Source organism: Paracoccus sp. R12_2 (genome assembly GCF_017744015.1).
GTDB lineage: Bacteria > Pseudomonadota > Alphaproteobacteria > Rhodobacterales > Rhodobacteraceae > Paracoccus.
In genome coordinates this window covers 297,424-317,907 of record NZ_JAGHRA010000002.1, presented here as the reverse complement: position 1 = coordinate 317,907, position 20,484 = coordinate 297,424, and the positions used below count along the sequence as shown (strand labels likewise).

Here is a 20,484-nt window from a genome sequence, read left to right as displayed (position 1 = left end):
TTGCGTAGATCAGGCAAAGCTTTCGCGCCTTCTAGGCGCGGCATCGGACAGGGTCAATAAAGGCCCACTGGGCAGGACCGGCGGACAGGGCCGGGAAGGAGTGCGGAATGCGGCGTTTGGGTGTCATGGTGCTGGCGGCGGTCTTGCCGGTCGCGGGGTTCGCGCAGGACGCGGTGATCCGGATCGAGGCGAAGCGCGGCGGCGATGCGGCCGCACAGGCGGCGGCAACCTGGGGCGCGCAGTTCGACGACGTCGTGACGTTTCCGCTGCCGCGCGGCTGGGTGGCGATCGGTCTGGGACCGCTGAGCCCCGACGAGGCCGAGGCACGTCTGGCGGCCCTCAAGGCGTCGCGACAGATCCCGCAAGACAGCTTCGTGGCTTTGCCGGGCGGATCGGTCGCGCTGACGCCGTTCGAAGGCGAGGGTGAAGAAGCCGTATCCGAAGCCGAGGCCGAAGAGGCGACCGATGGAGCGGCGCAGGACGATTCCGAGCCCGAAACGGCGTCCCCGGAAGAGGTAACCGTCCAAGCCGATGTTGCGCCGCCCGGAAGCTATATCCGCCTGCAATCGCTGCAATCGCGAACGGATGCCGAGGCCGCGTTGCAGACATGGCGCGAGAAATTTCCCGATGCCGGGCTGTGGTCGTTGCCCGGCGGCTGGTTTTCGGTCGCGCTTGGCCCGTTGGAACCTGCCGCGGCACAGGGTTGGCTTGGGGCGTTCAAGGCCAGCGGCGATCTGCCGCGCGACGCTTTCGCCTCGGATGCAGCCGAGATGGGGACGGCGATCGAACCGGGCGAGACACCCGATCTGCCGGCTGCGCCGGATCAGCCCGCCACCATGCCGCCGCTGGATCAGGTGCAGCGGGCCCTGCGTTGGGCGGGCCGGTATGATGGCGCGATCGACGGCAAGTCAGGGCCGGTGACCCGCGATGCGATCGCACGCGAGGTGGCAGCATTGCGGGTCTCGCCGGACGAGGGCACGGCGATGCAGAAGTTGATCGAGCGTCGCGAGGACTGGCGGCGCGAGATGGGTCTCAGCACGCTGCGGGATGAGGCGACCGGACTTTCGGTCAACGCGCCGATGGACAAGCTGCAGTTCGACCGGGCAGAGCGGGCGTTGTCGATCTATGGGCCGAAGGACGGCTCGGGCGCGGCGCTGATCCTGTTCAGCCAGCCCGGCGGTCAGCAGGAGCTGCTGGACCTGTCAGGGCTGGTGACGGCACTTGGCTGGGTGCCGCAACCCGAACGCACCATCGAGCGGGGCCATGTCCTGCTGGAAGGCGCCAACGAAAACCATCGCAGTCTGGCAGAAGGCTGGGTCCGCGACGGCCGCGCCGAGGGTTTCGTTCTGATCTGGCCCGCCAACGAAGCAGAAGATCAGATGCGCATCGCGGCCGAGCTGTCTGACAGTTTCAGCCGCTTTGCGCCGGCGGCGAACGACACCGCGGCGACCGCACCCGCGACACCGACCCAGACAGCGGATTGACATCTCTGATTGATCGGGGAATTTAGCTGACTACAGTCAGTTAAATTTGTTCGGGGGCTTTCCATGCATGACGATCCGATCCGGCGTTTTCGCCGATTCAGCCGCGCCGTCACAACTGAAGTCGGGGCCCTGGACGCGTCGTTCCTTGGGCGGGGTCGTCCGCTTGGCGCGGCGCGGGTGCTGAACGCAGCCGGCAAGGGACGGCGCGAGGTCGCAGAGATCCGCGACTATCTGGGGCTTGATACCGGGTTGATGAGCAGGCTGCTGCGCAGCCTGGAATCCGAAGGGTTGATCGAACTGAGTGCCGATCCACAGGATGCCCGGCGGCGCGTGGTCACCCTGACATCCGCAGGGCAGGCCGAATTCAAAGCCTACGAGGCGTTGTCCGACGAACAGGCGCGGGCCGTGCTGGACCGAAACAAGCGCGCGGATGCCCTGCTTGCGGCGATGGATCTGGTGGCGACCGCGCTGGGTCGCGACCGGATCGAGCTGAAGCCCGAGGATCCGCGCGCTCCTGCGGCCCTGCATTGTCTTGGCCGGTATTATGACGAGCTTGCGCGCCGCTTCGATCAGGGCTTCGACGTGTCCCTGTCCTGTGACCCCGAGGCGGGCGACATGATGCCGCCACGCGGTGTCTTCCTGATCGCGTGGTCCGACGATCTGCCGGTCGGATGTGGCGGGCTGAAGGGGCATGGCGGTGACACGGCCGAGGTCAAGCGCGTGTGGGTCGCGCCAGCCGCGCGCGGCCTTGGATTGGCGCGGCGCCTGATGGCCGCGATCGAGACGGCGGCGCGCGCACAGGGCGTCACCCGTCTGCTTCTGGACACGAACAGCCGGCTGCCCGAGGCGGTCGCGATGTATCGACACAGCGGCTGGATCCAGATCGAGCGGTTCAACGACGATCCCTATCCCGATGTCTTCTTCGAAAAGCGGCTTTAGCTGCGCCAGAATCGCGGCAGCAACAGGACCAGGACCGAGACCAGTTCTAGCCTGCCCAGATACATGCCGAAGATCATCATCCACTTGGCCGAGGTCGGGAACTCGGCAACCGAGCCATTCGCGGTCAACTCGGGTCCCCAGGCGGGGCCGATATTTGCGATGGCTGTCCACGCCGCGGTCAGCGCCGTCTTGGGGTGAAGGCCGGTCAGCGACAGGCCGACGATCAAGAGCCCGAAGGACAGCATGAACAGCGTGAAGAATGCCATGACCGAATCGACCACGTCCTTGTCCAGCGGCCGCCCCTCGTAGCGCAGCGGATAGACGCGGTGCGGCGAATGCATCCGACGCACCTGCGCGCGCACCGCCTGGAACAGCACCAGATAGCGAAACACCTTGACCGAACACCCGGTCGAACCCGTGCAGCCGCCGATCAGCCCGCAGACGATCAGCAGCGCAAAGGGCAGATGCCCCCAGGCCAGCATGTCGGTCGACGCGAAGCCGGTGCCCGAGAAGGTCGAGATGGTGTTGAAAACCGTCTCGCGCACGACTTCGACCGGATGCATGTCCTGATGCATGTAAAGCAGCCGATAGACGACGATGATCGCACAGGCATAGAAGATCCAGCGCAGATAGGCCCGGATCTGGGTGTCCTGCCAGATCGGCACGAAATTGCCGCGCATCGCCTGGACCATCCGGATGAACGGGATCGAGGCCAGGACCATGAACACAGATGCCGCCCATTCCGGGGCGCCCAGATAGGCCCCGAAGCTGGCGTCATAGTTCGAGAACCCCCCGGTGGAACATGTCGTCAGCGCGTGCACGACGGCGTCGAATCCCGACATGCCCAGAACGATATAGGTCAGGATGCAGGCGGCGGTCAGCAGGATATAGATGCGGGTCATCTCGCCCGCGATTTCTCCTGCGCGCGGCAGCACCTTGCCAAGCGTGTCGAAGCCTTCCGACCGGAAGAACTGCATGCCGCCGACCTTCATCACCGGCAGGAACACCATCGCAACGACGACGATTCCCAGACCGCCGGACCATTGCAGGATCGCCCGCCAAAGATGGGTTCCCATGGGCAGGCCGTCCAGGTCAGGAAACGCCGTGGTACCGGTCGTCGTGACCCCGGACATCGCCTCGAAATACGCGTCCGGAATGGATGCCTGCGGTTCGCCCAGGATGAAGGGCAGGGCGCCGAACACGGGCAGCACCATCCACAGGCCCGACGTGATCAGAAAGGCCTGCTGAATATTCAGCGATTCATGCCGCCCGCGCGTGGCGACCGTCATCAGCAGTCCGATCACGACGGTCAGGACACCGGTTTGCAGGAAAACGGCCCAGTGCGGGTTTCCGTGCCACCAGTCAACAGCCATCGGCAAGGCCATCCCCGCGCCCAGAGCGACGACGATCTTTCCGATCGGATGGACTACCGGGCGCAGGTCTATCATGGCGACTGCTTGCCGCGCGTCCTTGCCTGCGTCAAGCGCCCATCTTGGCAAGTCCGCGCTGCGACACCCTGTCTCGGTCAGTCTGATCTTGACATATTGAACATTGAATATGAATATCGGGTCGAGACGGGGCGCCATGCCGCGATCCCGGAACCGTGCATTCAGGCGCTACGCGCCCGAGCAAGAAAGAGAGGCCTGCCATGACCGACTATCCGGCCGATATGTCCGTTCACCCGGATGTCAGTGCGCATTTCGATCCGGCTACCAACACGATCAGCTATATCGTCAAGGATCCGGCTTCGGATGCCTGCGCGATCGTCGATTCCGTGATGGATATCGACTATGCCGCCGGGCGGATCACCTATGAACACGCCGATGCGCTGATCGCCGAGGTGACGAAGCGTGGACTGACGCTGGAATGGATCATCGAGACCCATGTCCATGCCGACCACCTGTCCGCCGCGCCCTATATTCAGGATCGTCTGGGCGGCAAGGTCGGCATCGGCGAGAATATCCTGATCGTGCAGGACACATTCGGCAAGATCTTCAACGAGGGAACCGAATTCCAGCGCGACGGCAGCCAGTTCGACGCGCTGTTCAAGGACGGCGATACCTACATGATCGGCGGCATGAAGGCATTCGCCATGCATACGCCGGGTCACACGCCTGCCTGCATGACCCATGTGATCGGTGACGCGGCCTTCGTGGGAGACACGTTGTTCATGCCCGATGGCGGATCGGCGCGGGCGGATTTTCCCGGTGGTGACGCCGGTATTCTGTATGACAGCATTCAGAAGGTGCTTTCGCTGCCCGACGACATGCGGCTGTTCATGTGCCACGACTATGGTCCGAACGGGCGCGACATCCAGTGGGAAACCACGGTGGGCGAGGAAAAGGCCAACAACATCCATGTCGGCGGCGGCAAGACGAAAGAGGAATTCGTCAAGTTCCGCACCGAACGGGATGCGACCCTGGACATGCCCAAGCTGATCATCCCGTCCCTGCAGGTCAACATGCGTGCGGGCGAAGTCCCCAAGGACAAGGATGGCAGACCGATGCTGAAAGTGCCGGTCAACGGTCTCTGAGACAAACAGGGAGGAAAGGAACGCGCAATGGAACTTCGCCAACTCGACGGGGGCGTCTATGTCGCCCCCCAGATCGCCGTGTCCGATATTCCCGCGCTGAAGGCGCAAGGCATAAGGGCGATCATCTGCAACCGGCCCGATGGCGAATCCGGCGATCAGCCGGGCTTCGAAGAAATCGAGCAGGCAGCCCGTGCCGAGGGAATCGAGGCGCGCTATCTGCCGGTCGTGTCAGGCAAGGTCAGCGACGAATCGGCGGTGGAATTCGGATCTGCCCTGGACGAAATGCCCGGTCCGGTGCTGGCCTATTGCCGCAGCGGGATGCGCAGCGCGACGCTGTGGGCGCTGTCACAGGCCGACCGCCGACAGCCGGCCGATCTTCTTGCCGCTGCAAAGGGCGCAGGCCACGACATCGGCGGCGTCGTGCGGCGCATCGTCAATGGCGGCCGCACGCCGACCGACACCGGCGACGCCAGTTTCGACATCGTCATCGTGGGCGGCGGCGCTGCGGGGATCGCGGTCGCTGCCAGCCTTTTGGGTCGGGTGAAGGATCAGTCCATCGCGATCATCGAACCGGCCGACGTGCATTACTATCAGCCGGGCTGGACCATGGTCGGCGGCGGGATCTTCCAACCGCAGGAAACCGCCAAGGTGATGGGCGGGCTGATCCCCAAGGGGGTGCGCTGGATCAAGGCCGCCGTCGCGGCGTTCGAACCCAGGGACAGCGCCGTGCTGCTGGATGGGTGCCGGGTCGTGAAATACCGCAGGCTGGTCGTCTGTCCGGGACTGAAGCTGGACTGGCACAAGGTCGAGGGGCTGGTCGAGACACTGGGTCGCAACGGTGTCACCTCGAACTATCGCTATGATCTGGCCTCCTACACATGGGAGCTGGTGCAGAAAACCCGGCGGGGACGGGCGATCTTTACCCAGCCGCCGATGCCGATCAAATGCGCAGGCGCGCCGCAGAAGGCCATGTATCTGTCCTGCGACGCCTGGCACAGGGCAGGCGCGCTGAAGGATATCGACGTGCATTTCTGCAATGCCGGCGGCGTGCTGTTCGGGGTCAAGGAATATGTCCCGGCACTGATGGAGTATGTCCGGAAATACGACGCGTCGCTGGACTTCTTTCACAACCTGGTGGCCATCGACGGACCGGGCAGGCGCGCCACGTTCGAGGTCAAGGCACCGGACACCGAACCCAGCACCGTCGAGATGGATTTCGACATGATCCATGTCTGCCCCCCGCAGACTGCACCCGACTTCATCCGCGTCTCGCCGTTGGCAGATCAGGCCGGCTGGGTCGATGTCGATCAGGCCACGCTGCGTCACACGCAATGGGACAATATCTGGTCGCTGGGTGACGTGATGAACGCGCCGAACGCCAAGACGGCGGCGGCGGCGCGCAAGCAGGCGCCGGTCGTCGCCGAAAATATCGCGGCCGACATCGCCGGGCGATCGGCAACGGCGCAATATGACGGCTATGGGTCGTGCCCCCTGACGGTCGAGCGCGGCAAGATCGTGCTGGCCGAATTTGGCTATGGCGGCAAGCTGCTGCCATCATTTCCGAAGTGGCTGGTGGACGGCACAAGGCCGACCCGAACCGCGTGGCTTCTGAAGGAACGCATCCTGCCGCCGATCTATTGGCGCGGAATGCTGAAGGGCCATGAATGGATGGCCAAGCCCGAAAAGCTGGCCGTGGACGCCTGAGGGCAGGCGTTCCAGACGAAAGGGACCAAGATGAAACGACTGGCCCGCTTTCTGCCGATCCTGGACTGGGGTCGGCAGTATGATCGCGGTGCGTTGCAGAACGACCTGATCGCGGCGGTGATCGTCACGATCATGCTGATTCCGCAATCGCTGGCCTATGCGATGCTGGCGGGGTTGCCGCCCGAGGCCGGGATCTATGCGTCGATCCTGCCGATCATCCTGTATGCGATCTTCGGAACCTCGCGGGCCCTGGCGGTCGGACCGGTGGCGGTCGTGTCGTTGATGACGGCTGCGGCGGTCGGCCAGATCGCGCAAAGCGGCACGGCAGGCTATGCCGCTGCCGCACTGACGCTGGCATTGCTGTCGGGGCTTTTCCTGCTGGCGCTGGGGTTGTTCCGGTTGGGGTTCATCGCCAATTTCCTGTCCCATCCCGTTATCGCAGGGTTCATCACCGCATCGGGCATCCTGATCGCGACCAGCCAGTTGAAACATATCCTCGGGGTGAAGGCGTCCGGGGACAACCTGCCCGAAATGATCGCCTCGCTGATCGAGAATCTGGGGCAGACGAACCTGATCACCCTGGTCATCGGGGTGGCCGCGACGGCATTCCTGTTCTGGGTTCGAAAGGGGCTGAAACCGGCGCTGAGAAGGGCCGGGCTGTCGGACGGCGTGGCGACCATCGCCACGCGTGCGGGGCCGGTTGCTGCCGTCGTCGTCACGACGCTGGCGGTCTGGGTGCTTGGGCTGGACGGGTATGGCGTCAGCATCGTCGGCAGCGTGCCGCAAAGCCTTCCGCCTCTGACCATGCCGGATCTGTCGCCCGAACTGCTGCGCCAACTGGTGGTGCCGGCGATCCTGATATCGATCATCGGGTTCGTCGAATCGATCAGCGTCGCCCAGACACTGGCGGCCAAGAGACGTCAGCGCATCAACCCGGACCAGGAGTTGATCGGCCTTGGGATGGCCAATATCGGCGCGGGATTCACCGGCGGCTACCCGGTGACGGGCGGGTTCGCGCGTTCGGTCGTGAACTTCGATGCCGGTGCCGAAACACCCGCGGCAGGTGCGTTTACCGCGCTTGGTCTGGCCATTGCCGCGGTCGCCCTGACGCCGCTGGTCTATTACCTGCCGAACGCGACGCTGGCCGCGACCATCATCGTGGCGGTGCTGTCGCTGGTGGATTTCGGCATCCTGCGCCACGCTTGGGCCTATAGCCGCGCCGATTTCGCCGCGGTGGCGGGAACGATTCTGCTGACCCTGATCTTCGGCGTGGAAACCGGCGTGTCGGCGGGCGTCATTCTGTCGATCCTGCTGCATCTCTATCACACCTCGCGACCGCATATCGCCGAGGTCGGCCTGGTCCCCGGAACCCAGCATTTCCGGAATATCCGCCGCCATGACGTGCATACCGATCCCGCACTGCTGACGATGCGCGTCGATGAAAGCCTGTATTTCGCCAATGCGCGCTATCTCGAGGACAAGGTGCTGGATCGGGTCACGGGGGATACGGCGATCCGGAACGTGGTGCTGATGTTTCCGGCGGTGAACGCGGTTGATCTGTCCGCCCTGGAAACGCTGGAGGCGCTGAACGAGCGTCTGCGCGACATGGATGTGCAGCTGCATTTGTCCGAGGTGAAGGGCCCGGTGATGGACCGGCTGCGGCGCAGCCACCTGCTGGACCACCTGACCGGGCAGGTGTTCCTGTCGCAATGGGATGCGGTCGAGGCGCTGACGCCATCGGTCTGCAAGGGCGGCGCGCCGGGTGTCCGCGACGCAGCGGCGCATTGACGCGCCGGATGCGCGGGGCAACACAGGGTCCATGGCCCCAACGAACACCGAAATCGCCCATCGGCTTTCGGCGCTGACAGCGCCGCAGCGCCGCCGTCTGAACCGGTCTGCGGTTGCTGCGGTGGTGGCCGAGACGCTGTGGCTGCCGCAGGCGGCGTTGCTGGCATGGGGTCTGGCCGGGCTGGCCACCGGACAGCCGCTGCCGTTGACATGGATGGGTCTTGGCGTCGCCGGGCTGGGCCTTGCGCGCGCGGGGTTGGCAGTGTTCGGCGCGGCACAATCCGAGGCTGCCGCGGACGCGGTCATCGGCTCTGCCCGCCTCGACTGCCTGAGGCGCGCGGACCGGCGCGCGCCCGAGGCTTCGGCCCCGTCTTCCGCCGCCACCGCCGCGCTGATCGTGGACAAGCTGGCGATGCTGCGCCCATATCTTCTGCGCTGGCATCCAGCCCAGGCGCGCGTCGCGGTCGTCCCGCTGCTGATCCTTGGGATCAGCTTCGCCGTGTCGTGGGCGGCCGGGTTGATCCTTGCGATCAGCGGTCCGTTGATCCCGATCTTCATGGCGCTGATCGGACTGGCCGCGCGGGACGCATCCGCCCGCCAGATGGATGAGATCGCAGGCCTCAACGCGATGCTTATCGACAGGCTTGCGGCACTGATCGACATTCGTCTGCTGGACGCGCGCGACAGGATGCTGGCGGATTTCGAACACCGCGCCGATCACCTTCGTCGCCGCACGCTTGAGGTGCTGCGGATCGCGTTCCTGTCCAGCGCGGTGCTGGAATTGTTCGCCGCGCTTGGTGTGGCGATGATGGCGGTCTTCGTGGGCTTTTCGCTGCTGGGACAGCTTGGCTTTGGCACATGGGGCGAAGCCATCACCATCGGCGAGGGGATCTTTCTGCTGCTGATGGCACCGGCGTTCTTCCAGCCGTTGCGCGACATGGCGGCCGCCTGGCATGACCGGGTGGCGGCGCAGTCGGTCGCGCGCGATCTGCTGGCCGATCAGGCAACCGGGGACCCACAGATCATCGGGCAGGGCGGTTCGGCCCCGGCGCGCGGCGGCCCGATCGCCGTGCGCGGCCTGGTGCTGCGGGGCAGGGACATGCCGGATCTGGATATGGCGCCGGGCGAGGCGGTGGCGCTGACCGGCGTGTCGGGGGGCGGCAAGTCCAGCCTGCTGTTGGCATTGGCCGGGCTGATCCCGTCGGGCGGGGCGGTGCGGATCGGCGGCGCGGTTCTGGATGACAAGACGGCCGACGCATGGCGCGCCGGGCTGGCGCTGATCCCTCAGAAGATCCATTTTCTGGATGCAACGCTGCGCGAGAATCTGGCGCCCGACGCAAGCGACACGGAAATTGCCGCCGCCATCCAGCTTGCGCGCGCATCGGCGGTGGTCGCGCGATTGCCGGACGGATTGCAGACGCGACTGGGCGAGGAAGGCGCGGGTGTATCGGGGGGCGAGGCGCGGCGGTTGATCATCGCGCGCGCCGCTCTGCGCCGGCCGGCGGTAATTCTGGCGGACGAGCCGACGGCCGATCTGGACGACCAGACCGCGGCCGAGGTGATCGAGGGGTTGCTGGGCCTGCATCGCCGCGGCGCGACGCTGATCGCCGCCACCCACGATCCGCGCCTGATCGCGGCCCTTCCTCGCCAGATCGAGGTCGGGCCATGAGGTCTCTTTGGCATATCCTGCGCCTGATCTGGCGCGATCGCGGCGCGGCGATGCGTCGCGGATTGGCGTTGACGGTGGTGGTTTCGCTGTTCGGGATTGGGCTTCTGGCGCTGTCGGGATGGTTCATTGTCGCGGCGGGGATTGCCGGTCTTGCCGGGTTGGGCACCGTGTTCGACGTCTTTCGCCCCTCGGCCGGGGTGCGATTTCTGGCCATCGCGCGGACCGCCGCCCGCTATGGCGAACGTCTGCTGACCCATGATGCCACGCTGAAGGCGCTGGCAAGCCTGCGGGTCCGGTTGCTGGCAGGCGTTTCCGCTGCCGATTTCGCGACTTTGTCCCGCCTGCGCGCAGGCGGCGCGCTGAACCGGCTGACGGCCGATATCGACGCGCTGGACGGGCTGGCGATCCGGCTGATCTTTCCGGCGCTGGCGGGCCTGATCGCGTCGATCGCGACGCTGATTGGGCTGTGGTATCTGGTCGCGCCCGTCGTGGCACTGTGGGCGGTGGGGGTGACCGTGCTTGGCGGCGTCGTCGTTCTGGTTCTGGCTGGCCGCGCGGCCTTCGTACCAGCGTCGCGCGCCGAAACGCGGCAGCAGGCCCTGAGGGCCGGCGTGATCGCACATCTGCGTGGACGCGCGCAACTGGTGGTGGCCGGCAGGCTGCTTGATTCCCGTAACACCTTGCTGGACCAGGACCGCGCGGCGCGTCGCGACGCGCTGCAGCAATCTCGCGTCGAATGGCGCGCGGCGGCGATGTTGCAGGCGGTGGCTGCCGTGGCCCTGTCCGGGACTTTGGTCCTGGCCGGACAACATGTGCTGGACGGTCGGATCGGACCGGCTCAGGCGGCGCTTGCGGTTCTGGCCACGCTTGCGATGGCGGAACTGACCGCCGCACTGCAACGCGGCGCGGCCGAACTGGGACGCATGCGCGACGCCGCGGGGCGGGTCGCCGCAGCGTTGGAAACGCCCCCCACGGTCCAAATCGCTGCGTCCGAAACTGCACCGGGGCTGCAGCTGTGCGGGCTTTCCGTCGCCCCGTTGCCGGGACTTCAGCCGGTGGTTGCGGATCTGGATCTGACCATTCTGCCAGGCGAGACGGTTGCGCTGACCGGTCCAAGCGGACGCGGAAAAACGGCTGTCCTGAATACCGTCGCGGGCCTGGTCCCAGCAATGTCGGGCAGGGTCCGTGCGGGCGGTCTGGTCGGCTATCTGACGCAGAGGCCGGCGTTGATCGCGGGCACCGTTCGCGACACGCTGAAGCTGGCCAGCCCCGATGCCGATGATGGCCCGATGCGCAATGTGCTGGCCGCGTGCGCGCTGGATCTACCGCTGGATACCCGCCTGGGCGAGGGTGGTGCCGGCCTGTCCGGAGGTCAGAGCCGCCGCCTGGCGCTGGCACGCACATTGATCCGCCGCCCCGACATCCTGCTTCTGGACGAGCCGACGGAAGGGCTGGATGCACCGACCGCCGCCGCGATGATGCGCGGGATCCGCGAATGGCTGCCGCAAGCCGCCATTCTGATCGCCGCCCATCGCGACCATGACCTGATCCCGGCCACACGGATCGTGGTGTTGTAAGCCGCAGGATCCCGCGACCGCGACACAAGCCGAGGGGATCAGAACAGAATGATCTGGGAAAGACTGGGTGAGAGGCTGGACAGCGACCCAAGCGGGGCTCGTTGCGGCTGCTTCCTTCCGGACCTGACCGGGTTGGCGAGGCGCTTGCCCGCGCCAACCTCTCGCGGCGACAGATAGTCAAGCGGCGCAGGCGATGCAACCCCTGCGCCGACATCGATTACAGGAACATCCGCAACTGCGCAAAGCCATCGGGCGCGGTGCCGACATGTTCGATCCGGGCGCCACGGCGTGCCTGCACATCGGGCAGGAAGCGCAACCCGGCGGGACCGGTCTCGAACAGGACCGAGGTTTGCGGCATCGGCGCAAAGCACCAATGCGGCGACGTGTCGATGGACAGGTGGCGCCGCCGCCGGACATAGTGTCGCAGGATGTCGCGGGTCAGCCCTCCGTCCTTCAGGGCGATATCGTTGCCGGACACCAGCGGGCTGTAAAGACCGCAACTTGCCAGCCGATAGGAGTTCGTCGCCAGCACGAAACGATCCTCGGCGGTGACCGTGAAACCCCGCCAGCGCAGATCGCGAACGCGGCGCGCGTCGGGATCGGCCAGACGGCCATCGGGCGCGAACCGCGCAGGCCGGGACAGGTCGATCTGCCAGGTGACCCCATCCACCACATCGAAATTGTAACTTGGGAAACCGGGGTCGATCAGCGTGGCGTCGGTCGCGCCGGGTTCGACCTGCCGGAACATGCTGGCCGAACGTTCAAGCCAGTCGGCAAGCTGCGCACCGCCGAGGCCAATGGCGCAGATCCGGTTGGGGAAAACATACAGATCGGCGAGGTTGCGAAGGCTCAGCCTTCCGGGGGGCACGTCGGTGTAGAAACCGGGACCGCCGCGCCCGCCGGCGCGGAACGGCGCCGAGGCGGAGAGCACCGGCAAGCCGTCCCATTCCGTCCCGCGCAGGCGTTGCCGCACGTGCCATCGCTGCGCCATGTTGACAAGCCGCAATCCCGGATCGTCGCCGATCAACGCGAAAAAACTGTTCAGCGGCGTGGCGCTGCGCCCGACCCTGCGGCGCAGGCGGCGCAGTGTTTCGCGATGGGCCTGTATCGCGGGCCGGGCAACGGATGCAGCGGTCGGCAGGGACGGATGCACCGGGTCGGCCCGGCTGCGCGCGGCTGCGATCCGCCACCCGCCCTTGGGTTCGGGCCTCAGATGCAGGTCGATCACACCCAGATGCGAGCCGCCGAAACCTGCCATGACCGCCGGTTTTCCCGCCAGAAGACCTGCAACCGGGTCGACCCCCGGTGCGGTGGCGATGTCCGGTCCGGGGAACACCTCATGCGTGTGTCCGGCGATGACCGCGTCAATGCCCGGCAATGCCGCAAGCGCGGCGGCGGCATGGTCGCTGCCACGGACGGGCGAGATCGTCCCGATGCCACAATGTGCCAGCGCCACCACGATATCGGCGCCCGCTGCACGGATCAGCGGAACAACGCGCCGCGCGGCCTCAAGGATATCCTCGCAATGCATCTGGTCGGAGAGGTCGCTGTCCCATTCCGGTGTCTGGGGGGGCAGAAACCCGACCACGCCGATCGACAGCGCGTGATCGCGCCCATGCCAGTCCTTGACGCTTCGGCGCAGCATCACGTGACCGGGAAAGTCCTGACCATGCCGCAGACGCAGATTCGCAGCCAGGAACGGAAAATTCGCCTGCCCTGTCACCATTCGCAGAAACGGCAAGCCGAAGCTGAAGTCGTGGTTTCCCAAGGCGGCGGCATCATAGCCCATGGCATTCATCGCGGCGATGGCGGGATGCACCCGGCGGAAGACCGACCCAAGCGCATCTGCGGCGATATCGCCGATCGGCGTGCCTTGCAGGAAATCGCCGTTATCCAGCAGCAGGCAGTTCGGAACCTCGGCCCGGAGCCTCGCGATCAGCGATGCGGTGCGGGCCAGGCCACCGCGGTCGCAGGGACGATCGGCAAGGTAGTCATAGGGCAGCACATGCATGTGCATGTCGGTGGTCGCAAGCAGGCGCAGCGTGACCATGGTGTCAAGTTCTTGACCCGCCGATGATCCGTGTCCTGTCGTCTCGCCTGTGCCGTCCGGCATCCCGTTTCTCCATCGGCGCGGGGCGTTCGTGAACGGCCATCAAGGCGCCTGCGGCATGACCTTAGGGCGGGGCCGGAATCTTCTCAACCCTTGATTGAACTGATTAATTTACTCGATCTTGAATCGTGTTCCGAACAAATTGACCAAAAGAACAGGATTTCAGCCCGGGGTTTTTCTGACATGGTCCAGTTGTGTAAAGAGTGAGTTCCGGCAATGTTGACGACTTGGTTGAACAGTACACCGTGTTTGGACTATGAGCGCGCTTGGGTTGCCCATGGTCGGGTTTGCGGCAGTATTGCCAACGGATTGTTTGTGATGAAATTTTCCACGCGTCACGACGCCGATTGTACGGCGGACGAACTTTTCGATGCGATCGGCGATTTCGGTCGGATCGAAAGGATGTTGATCGGTCGCGGTGCCAAGGTCACCCGCATCGATCCTGCACAAGAGCCGGGCACCGGCATGGGCTGGCAGATCGGCTTCGACTGGCGTGGCCGGCCTCGGAACCTGCGGCTTGACGTGACGCGCCACGACCGCCCCGAGCGGCTGTCGATGGCGGGAATGTCCGACGCGCTGGATATCACCATTGACGTGACCGTGATCGCCCTTAGCCGAACACGGTCACGTCTGATCTTCGAAACCGAGATCCGTCCGCGCAACATGAAGGCACGGCTGATGCTGCAGACGGCAAAACTTGCCAAACCGCAGCTTGACCGCAAGTTCGATCGCCGCATCGCAGAGTTCATTTCGGATCTGCAGCAAGCAGCATAAGAAATGGCGCGGCGCAGGCGTGCCGTCAGGGTCCGATGTTCGGATTCAACCGCCGTTGCGCTGGGTTTCGCGCAGCGGATCTGCCGGATAGACGCCGAGGACATTCAGCATCGACGTGAAATAACCCAGTTCTTCCAGTGCGCGGGCAACGGCGGGATCGTCGGGATGACCCTCGATATCGGCGTAGAACTGCGTCGCTGTGAAGACACCGTCCACCATATAGCTTTCCAGCTTGGTCATGTTGACGCCGTTGGTGGCGAACCCGCCCATTGCCTTGTAAAGCGCCGCCGGAATGTTGCGGACGCGGAACACGAAGCTGGTCAGCATCTGTTCGCCGCGCCGCGACAGATCCGCCTCGCGCGCCATGATCAGAAATCGGGTCGTGTTGTTCTGGCGATCCTCGATCCGGTCGGCCAAGCGGTCCAGACCGTAGATTTCGCCGGCCAGCGGTGCGGCAAGTGCGGCCAGGGCGGGATTGCCGCGCGCCGCGACGTCCTTGGCCGATCCGGCGGTGTCGGCACCGGTGATCGCATGGATGCCGTGCTGACGCATGAATCCCCGGCATTGTCCCAGAAGGACGGTGTGGCTCATGGCCTCGCGGACCTGTTCCAGACGGGTGCCCGGCACAGCAAGCAGGCTGATATGAACCCGCACGAAGGCTTCGTCGATGATGTGCAGCCCGGATTCAGGCAGCAGGTGATGGATGTCGGCCACGCGCCCATAGGTCGAGTTTTCGACAGGCAGCATCGCCAGATCCGCCTCGCCCGCGCGCACCGCCTCGATCACGTCCTCGAATGTCCGGCAGGGCAGGGCCTCCATCAGGGGGCGGGCCGTGCGGCAGGCTTCGTGACTATAGGCACCGGGTTCGCCCTGAAATGCGATGCGGTTGGTCGTCATGGGTCGTATTGTCCGAAATTTGACTGTCCGCAGGGTAACTATACCTTGATCCCGGAAAGCGAAAGCGGATAGATACCGGGCGAATTGACGAGCTTACCAGACGGGGATCGCCGCGATGTTCAACACCATGACCGTGACCAAGGCCGCCGGCGCGCTGATCGGGGCGCTGCTGTTTCTGATGCTGGCCAACTGGGCGGCCAGCGGCCTGTATCATGTCGGGTCCGCCGGCCATGGCGGCGAAGACGAAGAACATGCGCAAGCCTATTCGATCCCGGTCGAGGACAGCGGCGACGGCGGAGAGGCCGAGGCAGAAGAACAGATCGACTTTGCTGCGCTGATGGAAGCTGCCGATCCTGCCGCAGGCGAAAAGGGGTTCGGCAAGTGCAAGGCCTGCCACAAGCTTGACGGGTCCGATGGCGTCGGCCCGCATCTGAACGGCGTCGTCGGCCGTCCCGTCGCCTCGATCGGCGGATTTGCCTATTCCGACGCGATGGTCGCCCATGCCGACGAAGCGCCCGAATGGACGCCCGAGGCGCTGCAGGAATTCCTGACCAACCCCAAGTCCGACGTCCCGGGAACCAAGATGTCCTTTGCCGGTCTGAAAAAGCCCGAGGATCGGGCCGACCTGATCGCCTATCTTCAGTCCCAGCAGTAAGCCCGGGGCAACGGGGACGGCCAAGGCGCGGTGAAAGCCGCGCCTTTCCTGTTTGGGGTTGTCGCGCGTGGTTCACGAAAACGCGGCTTGATCCGCCGCATCGCGCTGGCCTAGCGTGTGCCGACATGTTTTCACGCCGGAGTCTGCCGATGCGCCATCTTGCCCTGACCCTTGCCCTGTCCCTTGCCGCGGCAACCGTGCCCGCGCTGGCGCAAGAGACTGCGGGGACCGACGAGGCCGGTGGCGAGAAGATCATCAAGACCCATGCCATCGCCCTGTTCGGCGAACCCGAACTGCCAGCCAATTTCGATCATTTCCGCTATGTGAACCCGCAGGCGCCGAAGGGCGGAGAGATCTCTTTTGCGGCGGTCGGAGGCTTTGACAGCTACAACCCGTTCACATTCCGGGGCCGCGCCATCGGCCTTTCGGTGATCCAGCTGGAACGGCTGATGGAAAGCCCGGCCGACGAACTGGGCGTCGATTACTGCCTGCTGTGCGAGACGATCGAGTATCCCGAAAGCAAGGACTGGGTGATCTTCAACCTGCGGCCCGAGGCGCATTTTTCGGACGGCACCCCGCTGACCGCGCATGACGTGCTGTTCTCGTTCGAGACGCTGCGCGATAAGGGGCTGTCCTCTTTCCGCACGGCCATGCAGCAGATGGTCGCCAAGGCCGAGGTGCTGGACGATCATCGCATCAAGTTCACCTTCACCGAAGACTATCCGCGGCGCGACGTGATTTCGCAAATGGGGTATCAGATCGTCTTTTCACGCAAGGACTTTCTGGACAACGAACGCGACCTTGAACAAAGCAGCGACACCCCGTTCATCGGGTCCGGCCCATACTTGTTCGACCGCGCCGACATGGGGCGCAACATGGTCGTCCGGCGCGATCCCGATTACTGGGGCAAGGACCTGCCGATCAATCGGGGGCGTCACAATTTCGACCGCATCCGCTATGAGATGTTCGGTGATTTCGATGCCGCGTTCGAGGCGTTCAAGGCGGGCGAATACACGTTCCGCAACGAAACCTCCTCGCTGCACTGGGCGACGCGGTACAACTTCCCGGCCGTCGAGAATGGCGCCGTGCTGCGCGAAACGCTGGCCGACGGCACCATCGCGAATGGCAAGGCCTGGGTGTTCAACCTGCGGCGCGAGAAGTTTCAGGACATTCGCGTGCGCGAGGCGATCGAGCTGATGTTCAATTTCGAATGGACCAATCAGACGCTGCTCTATGGTCTCGAGACGCGGGTGAATTCCTTCTGGGACAACAGCGAATTCAAGGCCGAGGGGGCGCCATCCGCGGCCGAGCTTGAGCTGTTGAAGCCACTTGCCGAGGACCTGCCCGAGGGTATCCTGACCGACGACGCCGTGCTTCAGGCGACGTCCGGAGATCGTCAGCTGGACCGGCGCAACATGCGTCGCGCCGCGCAGCTTCTGGATGAGGCGGGGTGGACGACGAATGGCAGCGACCCGCTGCGCCGCAATTCGCAGGGTCAGACCTTGCGCGTCGAGTTCCTGAACGACGATGTGGGAAATGACCGCATCATCAACCCGTTCGTGCAGAACCTTCGCGCGGTCGGCATCGACGCGGTCAACCAGCGCGTCGACAATGCAGAGATGGAGCAGCGCATCAGGGCAAAGAATTTCGACATCGTCGAAGACAATCTGGGCCAATCCTATGCGATCGGCGGGGGCACCGATCAGGTCTTCGGATCGGACAATGTGGGCGATGTGTTCAATCCGATGGGATTGGCCAACCCGGCCATCGATGCCTTGATGGAATATGGCCAGACGGTCGAGGACAAGGACGCCAACGTCACGGCCATCCACGCGCTGGATCGTGCGTTGCGCAGCCTGCGATTCTGGGTGCCGCAATGGTACAAGGCCGATTACACGCTGGCCTATTACGACATGTATCGTCACCCGGAAAATATGCCCCCCTATGAGTTGGGCGTTCTGGATTTCTGGTGGGCCGATTCCGACAAGGCCGCGGAGCTTCGCAGACAGGGCGCGATCCGGTAACAACCGGCGCTTGATTTCCTGCGGCGGATTGCCGAAAAGGCGTGACGATCGAACAGGGCCGCAAAGGCCCGCATTGACCCAAGGGGCGGGCAGAAGGACAGGCGGATGGGTGCCTATATCCTGCGGCGGCTGTTGCTGATCATCCCCACGCTGATCGGCATCATGCTGATAAATTTCACGCTGACGCAATTCGTCCCCGGCGGTCCGATCGAACAGATCGCCGCGCAGGTTCAGGGCGAGGGTGACGTGTTCCGCAACATCTCGGGCGGGGGCAGTGGCGGCGATACCGGCGCGACCGAAGGTCAGTACGAAGGCGCCCGCGGCCTGCCGCCGGAATTCATCGCGCAGTTGGAAAAGGAATTCGGCTTCGACAAACCCCCGGTCGAACGGTTTCTGAACATGTTGTGGAACTATATGCGCTTCGATTTCGGCACCAGCTGGTTCCGGTCGATCAGCGTCATCGACCTGGTGATCGAGAAGATGCCGGTGTCGATCACGCTGGGGCTTTGGTCCACGCTGCTGGCCTATCTGATCTCGATCCCGCTGGGGATCCGCAAGGCAGTGAAGGATGGCAGCCGCTTCGATACCTGGACCTCGGGCGTGATCATCATGGGTTATGCGATCCCGGCCTTCCTGTTCGCTGTGCTGCTGATGGTGCTGTTCGCGGGTGGCAGTTTCTGGCGGATCTTTCCGCTTCGCGGCCTGACCAGCGACAATTTCGCCGATCTGTCCACCTGGGGCCAGATCAAGGACTACGCCTGGCACGCGACCCTGCCGGTCGTCGCCTCGACGATTTCCAGCTTTGCGACGCTGACCCTGCTGACCAAGAACAGCTTTCTGGACGAGATCAACAAGCAATATGTCATCACCGCCCGTGCCAAGGGTCTGACCGAGGGGCGCGTGCTTTACGGCCATGTCTTCCGCAACGCGATGCTGATCGTGATCGCGGGTTTTCCGGCGATGTTCCTGGGCGTGTTCTTCGGCGCAAGCATCCTGATCGAGACGATCTTCTCGCTGGACGGGCTTGGCCGACTGGGATTCGAGGCCGCGGTCCAGCGCGACTATCCGGTGATCTTCGGCACGCTTTATGTCTTCGGCCTGATGAGCCTGATCGTCGGCATCCTGTCGGACATGATGTATGTCTTTGTCGATCCGCGCATCGACTTTGAATCGAGGGCCGGCTGATGGCGATGTCGGAACTGAACCGCCGCCGTTGGCGCAGCTTTCGTCGCAATGGCCGGGCCTTCTGGTCGTTGGTGATCTTCAGCGTCCTGTTCGTGGTCGCGATGCTGGCCGAGGTTGTGGCAAACGACAAACCCGTCGTCGTCAGCTATCGCGGAGAGCTGTTCTTCCCGGCCTATAAGTTCTATCCCGAAACCGCCTTCGGCGGCGATTTCGGGACCGAGGCGATTTATCGCGACGAGGCCGTGCAGTGCCTGATCGTCACCGGCGGGCGGCAGGAATGCTGGGACGAACCCGACAGCCTGAGCGCGGCGGTCAGGTCCGGCAGCAGCGATGTCCCCAAGGATGAACAGGGCTGGATGATCTGGCCGCCGATCCCCTTCCACTACAAGACGATCAACAATGTCGGCACCGCCCCCAGCCCGCCGGACGGCACCCATTGGCTGGGCACCGATGACACTGCGCGCGACGTTCTGGCCCGCGTGATCTACGGGTTTCGGATCTCGATCCTGTTCACGCTGATCGTGACCGTGATCGCCTCGACCATCGGTATCGCGGCGGGGGCGATCCAGGGATATTTCGGCGGCCGCACCGATCTGGTGTTCCAGCGCCTGCTGGAGATATGGGCCTCGACGCCGGGTCTTTACGTCATCATCATCCTGTTCGCGATCCTGGGCCGAAGTTTCTGGTTGCTGGTCTTCGTGACGATCCTGTTCGGCTGGCCGGCACTGGTCGGCGTGGTGCGGGCGGAGTTCCTGCGGGCGCGCAACTTCGAATATGTTCGGGCGGCCCGCGCGTTGGGGGTCGGTGACCGGACGATCATGTTCCGCCACATCCTGCCCAACGCGATGGTCGCCACGCTGACCATGCTGCCCTTTGTCGTGACCGGCACGATCAGCGGGCTGGCGGCGCTGGATTATCTGGGCTACGGCCTGCCGGCCTCGGCGCCCTCGCTGGGGGAACTGGCCCTGCAGGCCAAGCAGAACCTGCAGGCGCCGTGGCTGGCGTTCACCGCGTTCTTCACCTTTGCCATCATGCTGTCGCTGCTGGTCTTCATCTTCGAAGGCGTGCGCGATGCCTTCGACCCCCGAAAGACCTTCAAATGAGCCTGGGCAAATGACCGCGCGCGACGACGAGGCAGAACTGCA

At 64.5% G+C, this 20,484-nt stretch carries 15 protein-coding genes and 1 other RNA gene; 12 read left to right on the top strand and 4 right to left on the bottom strand.

Annotated elements, in window-relative coordinates:
- The first annotated feature begins 107 nt into the window (after nucleotides 1-107).
- Entirely contained in the window at nucleotides 108-1,484 is a 1,377-nt protein-coding gene (locus J7359_RS04150; RefSeq protein ID WP_209055263.1) for a peptidoglycan-binding domain-containing protein, read from the top strand.
- Nucleotides 1,485-1,547: 63 nt separating this feature from the next.
- Complete coding sequence (locus tag J7359_RS04145; RefSeq protein WP_209055262.1) at nucleotides 1,548-2,423, top strand: helix-turn-helix domain-containing GNAT family N-acetyltransferase; 876 nt, start codon at nucleotides 1,548-1,550, stop codon at nucleotides 2,421-2,423.
- Here the strand turns inward: J7359_RS04145 and J7359_RS04140 are convergent.
- The gene (locus tag J7359_RS04140) at nucleotides 2,420-3,871 is read right to left on the bottom strand and encodes a TrkH family potassium uptake protein (RefSeq protein ID WP_209055261.1); all 1,452 of its coding nucleotides are present in this window, start codon (nucleotides 3,869-3,871) and stop codon (nucleotides 2,420-2,422) included. The two genes, J7359_RS04145 and J7359_RS04140, sit on opposite strands and share 4 nt — an antisense overlap.
- A gap of 200 nt (nucleotides 3,872-4,071) precedes the next feature.
- On the opposite strand from J7359_RS04140, the gene J7359_RS04135 reads away from it, so the two are divergent.
- From J7359_RS04135 to J7359_RS04115, 5 genes are read left to right on the top strand one after another with little or no spacing between them, the layout of a single operon-like run.
- Nucleotides 4,072-4,956 carry an MBL fold metallo-hydrolase gene (locus J7359_RS04135; RefSeq protein WP_209055260.1) on the top strand — a complete coding sequence of 295 codons (885 nt, stop codon included), beginning with the start codon at nucleotides 4,072-4,074 and terminating at the stop codon, nucleotides 4,954-4,956.
- 27 nt (nucleotides 4,957-4,983) lie between these two features.
- Nucleotides 4,984-6,660, top strand: a complete 1,677-nt coding sequence (locus J7359_RS04130) for a bifunctional protein tyrosine phosphatase family protein/NAD(P)/FAD-dependent oxidoreductase (protein WP_209055259.1) — start codon at nucleotides 4,984-4,986, stop codon at nucleotides 6,658-6,660.
- Nucleotides 6,661-6,690: 30 nt separating this feature from the next.
- Nucleotides 6,691-8,448, top strand: a complete 1,758-nt coding sequence (gene sulP / locus J7359_RS04125; protein WP_209055258.1) for a sulfate permease — start codon at nucleotides 6,691-6,693, stop codon at nucleotides 8,446-8,448.
- 31 nt (nucleotides 8,449-8,479) lie between these two features.
- Nucleotides 8,480-10,117 (top strand): ATP-binding cassette domain-containing protein, encoded by a 1,638-nt coding sequence (locus J7359_RS04120; protein WP_209055257.1) that lies wholly within the window; start codon nucleotides 8,480-8,482, stop codon nucleotides 10,115-10,117.
- Nucleotides 10,114-11,694 carry an ATP-binding cassette domain-containing protein gene (locus J7359_RS04115; protein WP_209055256.1) on the top strand — a complete coding sequence of 527 codons (1,581 nt, stop codon included), beginning with the start codon at nucleotides 10,114-10,116 and terminating at the stop codon, nucleotides 11,692-11,694. Before J7359_RS04120 ends, J7359_RS04115 begins: the two co-directional genes overlap by 4 nt.
- Before the next feature lie 66 nt (nucleotides 11,695-11,760).
- Here J7359_RS04115 and ffs read toward each other — a convergent pair.
- Nucleotides 11,761-11,857, bottom strand: an RNA gene (gene ffs / locus J7359_RS04110) — signal recognition particle sRNA small type.
- Between the two features lie 54 nt (nucleotides 11,858-11,911).
- Complete coding sequence (locus J7359_RS04105; RefSeq protein ID WP_247740165.1) at nucleotides 11,912-13,744, bottom strand: bifunctional 2',3'-cyclic-nucleotide 2'-phosphodiesterase/3'-nucleotidase; 1,833 nt, start codon at nucleotides 13,742-13,744, stop codon at nucleotides 11,912-11,914.
- A gap of 378 nt (nucleotides 13,745-14,122) precedes the next feature.
- On the opposite strand from J7359_RS04105, the gene J7359_RS04100 reads away from it, so the two are divergent.
- Nucleotides 14,123-14,578, top strand: coding sequence for an SRPBCC family protein (locus J7359_RS04100; protein WP_209055254.1), 456 nt, complete (start codon nucleotides 14,123-14,125; stop codon nucleotides 14,576-14,578).
- A 45-nt stretch (nucleotides 14,579-14,623) separates the two neighbouring features.
- On the opposite strand, the gene J7359_RS04095 is transcribed toward J7359_RS04100, so the two are convergent.
- The gene (locus tag J7359_RS04095; RefSeq protein WP_209055253.1) at nucleotides 14,624-15,475 is read right to left on the bottom strand and encodes a prephenate dehydratase; all 852 of its coding nucleotides are present in this window, start codon (nucleotides 15,473-15,475) and stop codon (nucleotides 14,624-14,626) included.
- Between the two features lie 115 nt (nucleotides 15,476-15,590).
- Here J7359_RS04095 and J7359_RS04090 point away from each other — a divergent pair, with 115 nt between their 5' ends.
- The 4 genes from J7359_RS04090 (at nucleotide 15,591) to J7359_RS04075 (ending at nucleotide 20,442) form a co-directional block, all read left to right on the top strand.
- A complete protein-coding gene (locus J7359_RS04090; protein WP_209055252.1) occupies nucleotides 15,591-16,130 on the top strand; it encodes a cytochrome c family protein in 540 nt (179 codons plus the stop codon).
- A 149-nt stretch (nucleotides 16,131-16,279) separates the two neighbouring features.
- Nucleotides 16,280-18,154 carry an extracellular solute-binding protein gene (locus J7359_RS04085; RefSeq protein ID WP_247740164.1) on the top strand — a complete coding sequence of 625 codons (1,875 nt, stop codon included), beginning with the start codon at nucleotides 16,280-16,282 and terminating at the stop codon, nucleotides 18,152-18,154.
- A gap of 105 nt (nucleotides 18,155-18,259) precedes the next feature.
- Entirely contained in the window at nucleotides 18,260-19,339 is a 1,080-nt protein-coding gene (locus tag J7359_RS04080) for a microcin C ABC transporter permease YejB (protein ID WP_209055250.1), read from the top strand.
- Nucleotides 19,339-20,442 (top strand): ABC transporter permease, encoded by a 1,104-nt coding sequence (locus tag J7359_RS04075; protein ID WP_209055249.1) that lies wholly within the window; start codon nucleotides 19,339-19,341, stop codon nucleotides 20,440-20,442. The genes J7359_RS04080 and J7359_RS04075 overlap by 1 nt, the downstream gene beginning before the upstream one ends.
- Nucleotides 20,443-20,484: the final 42 nt, after the last annotated feature.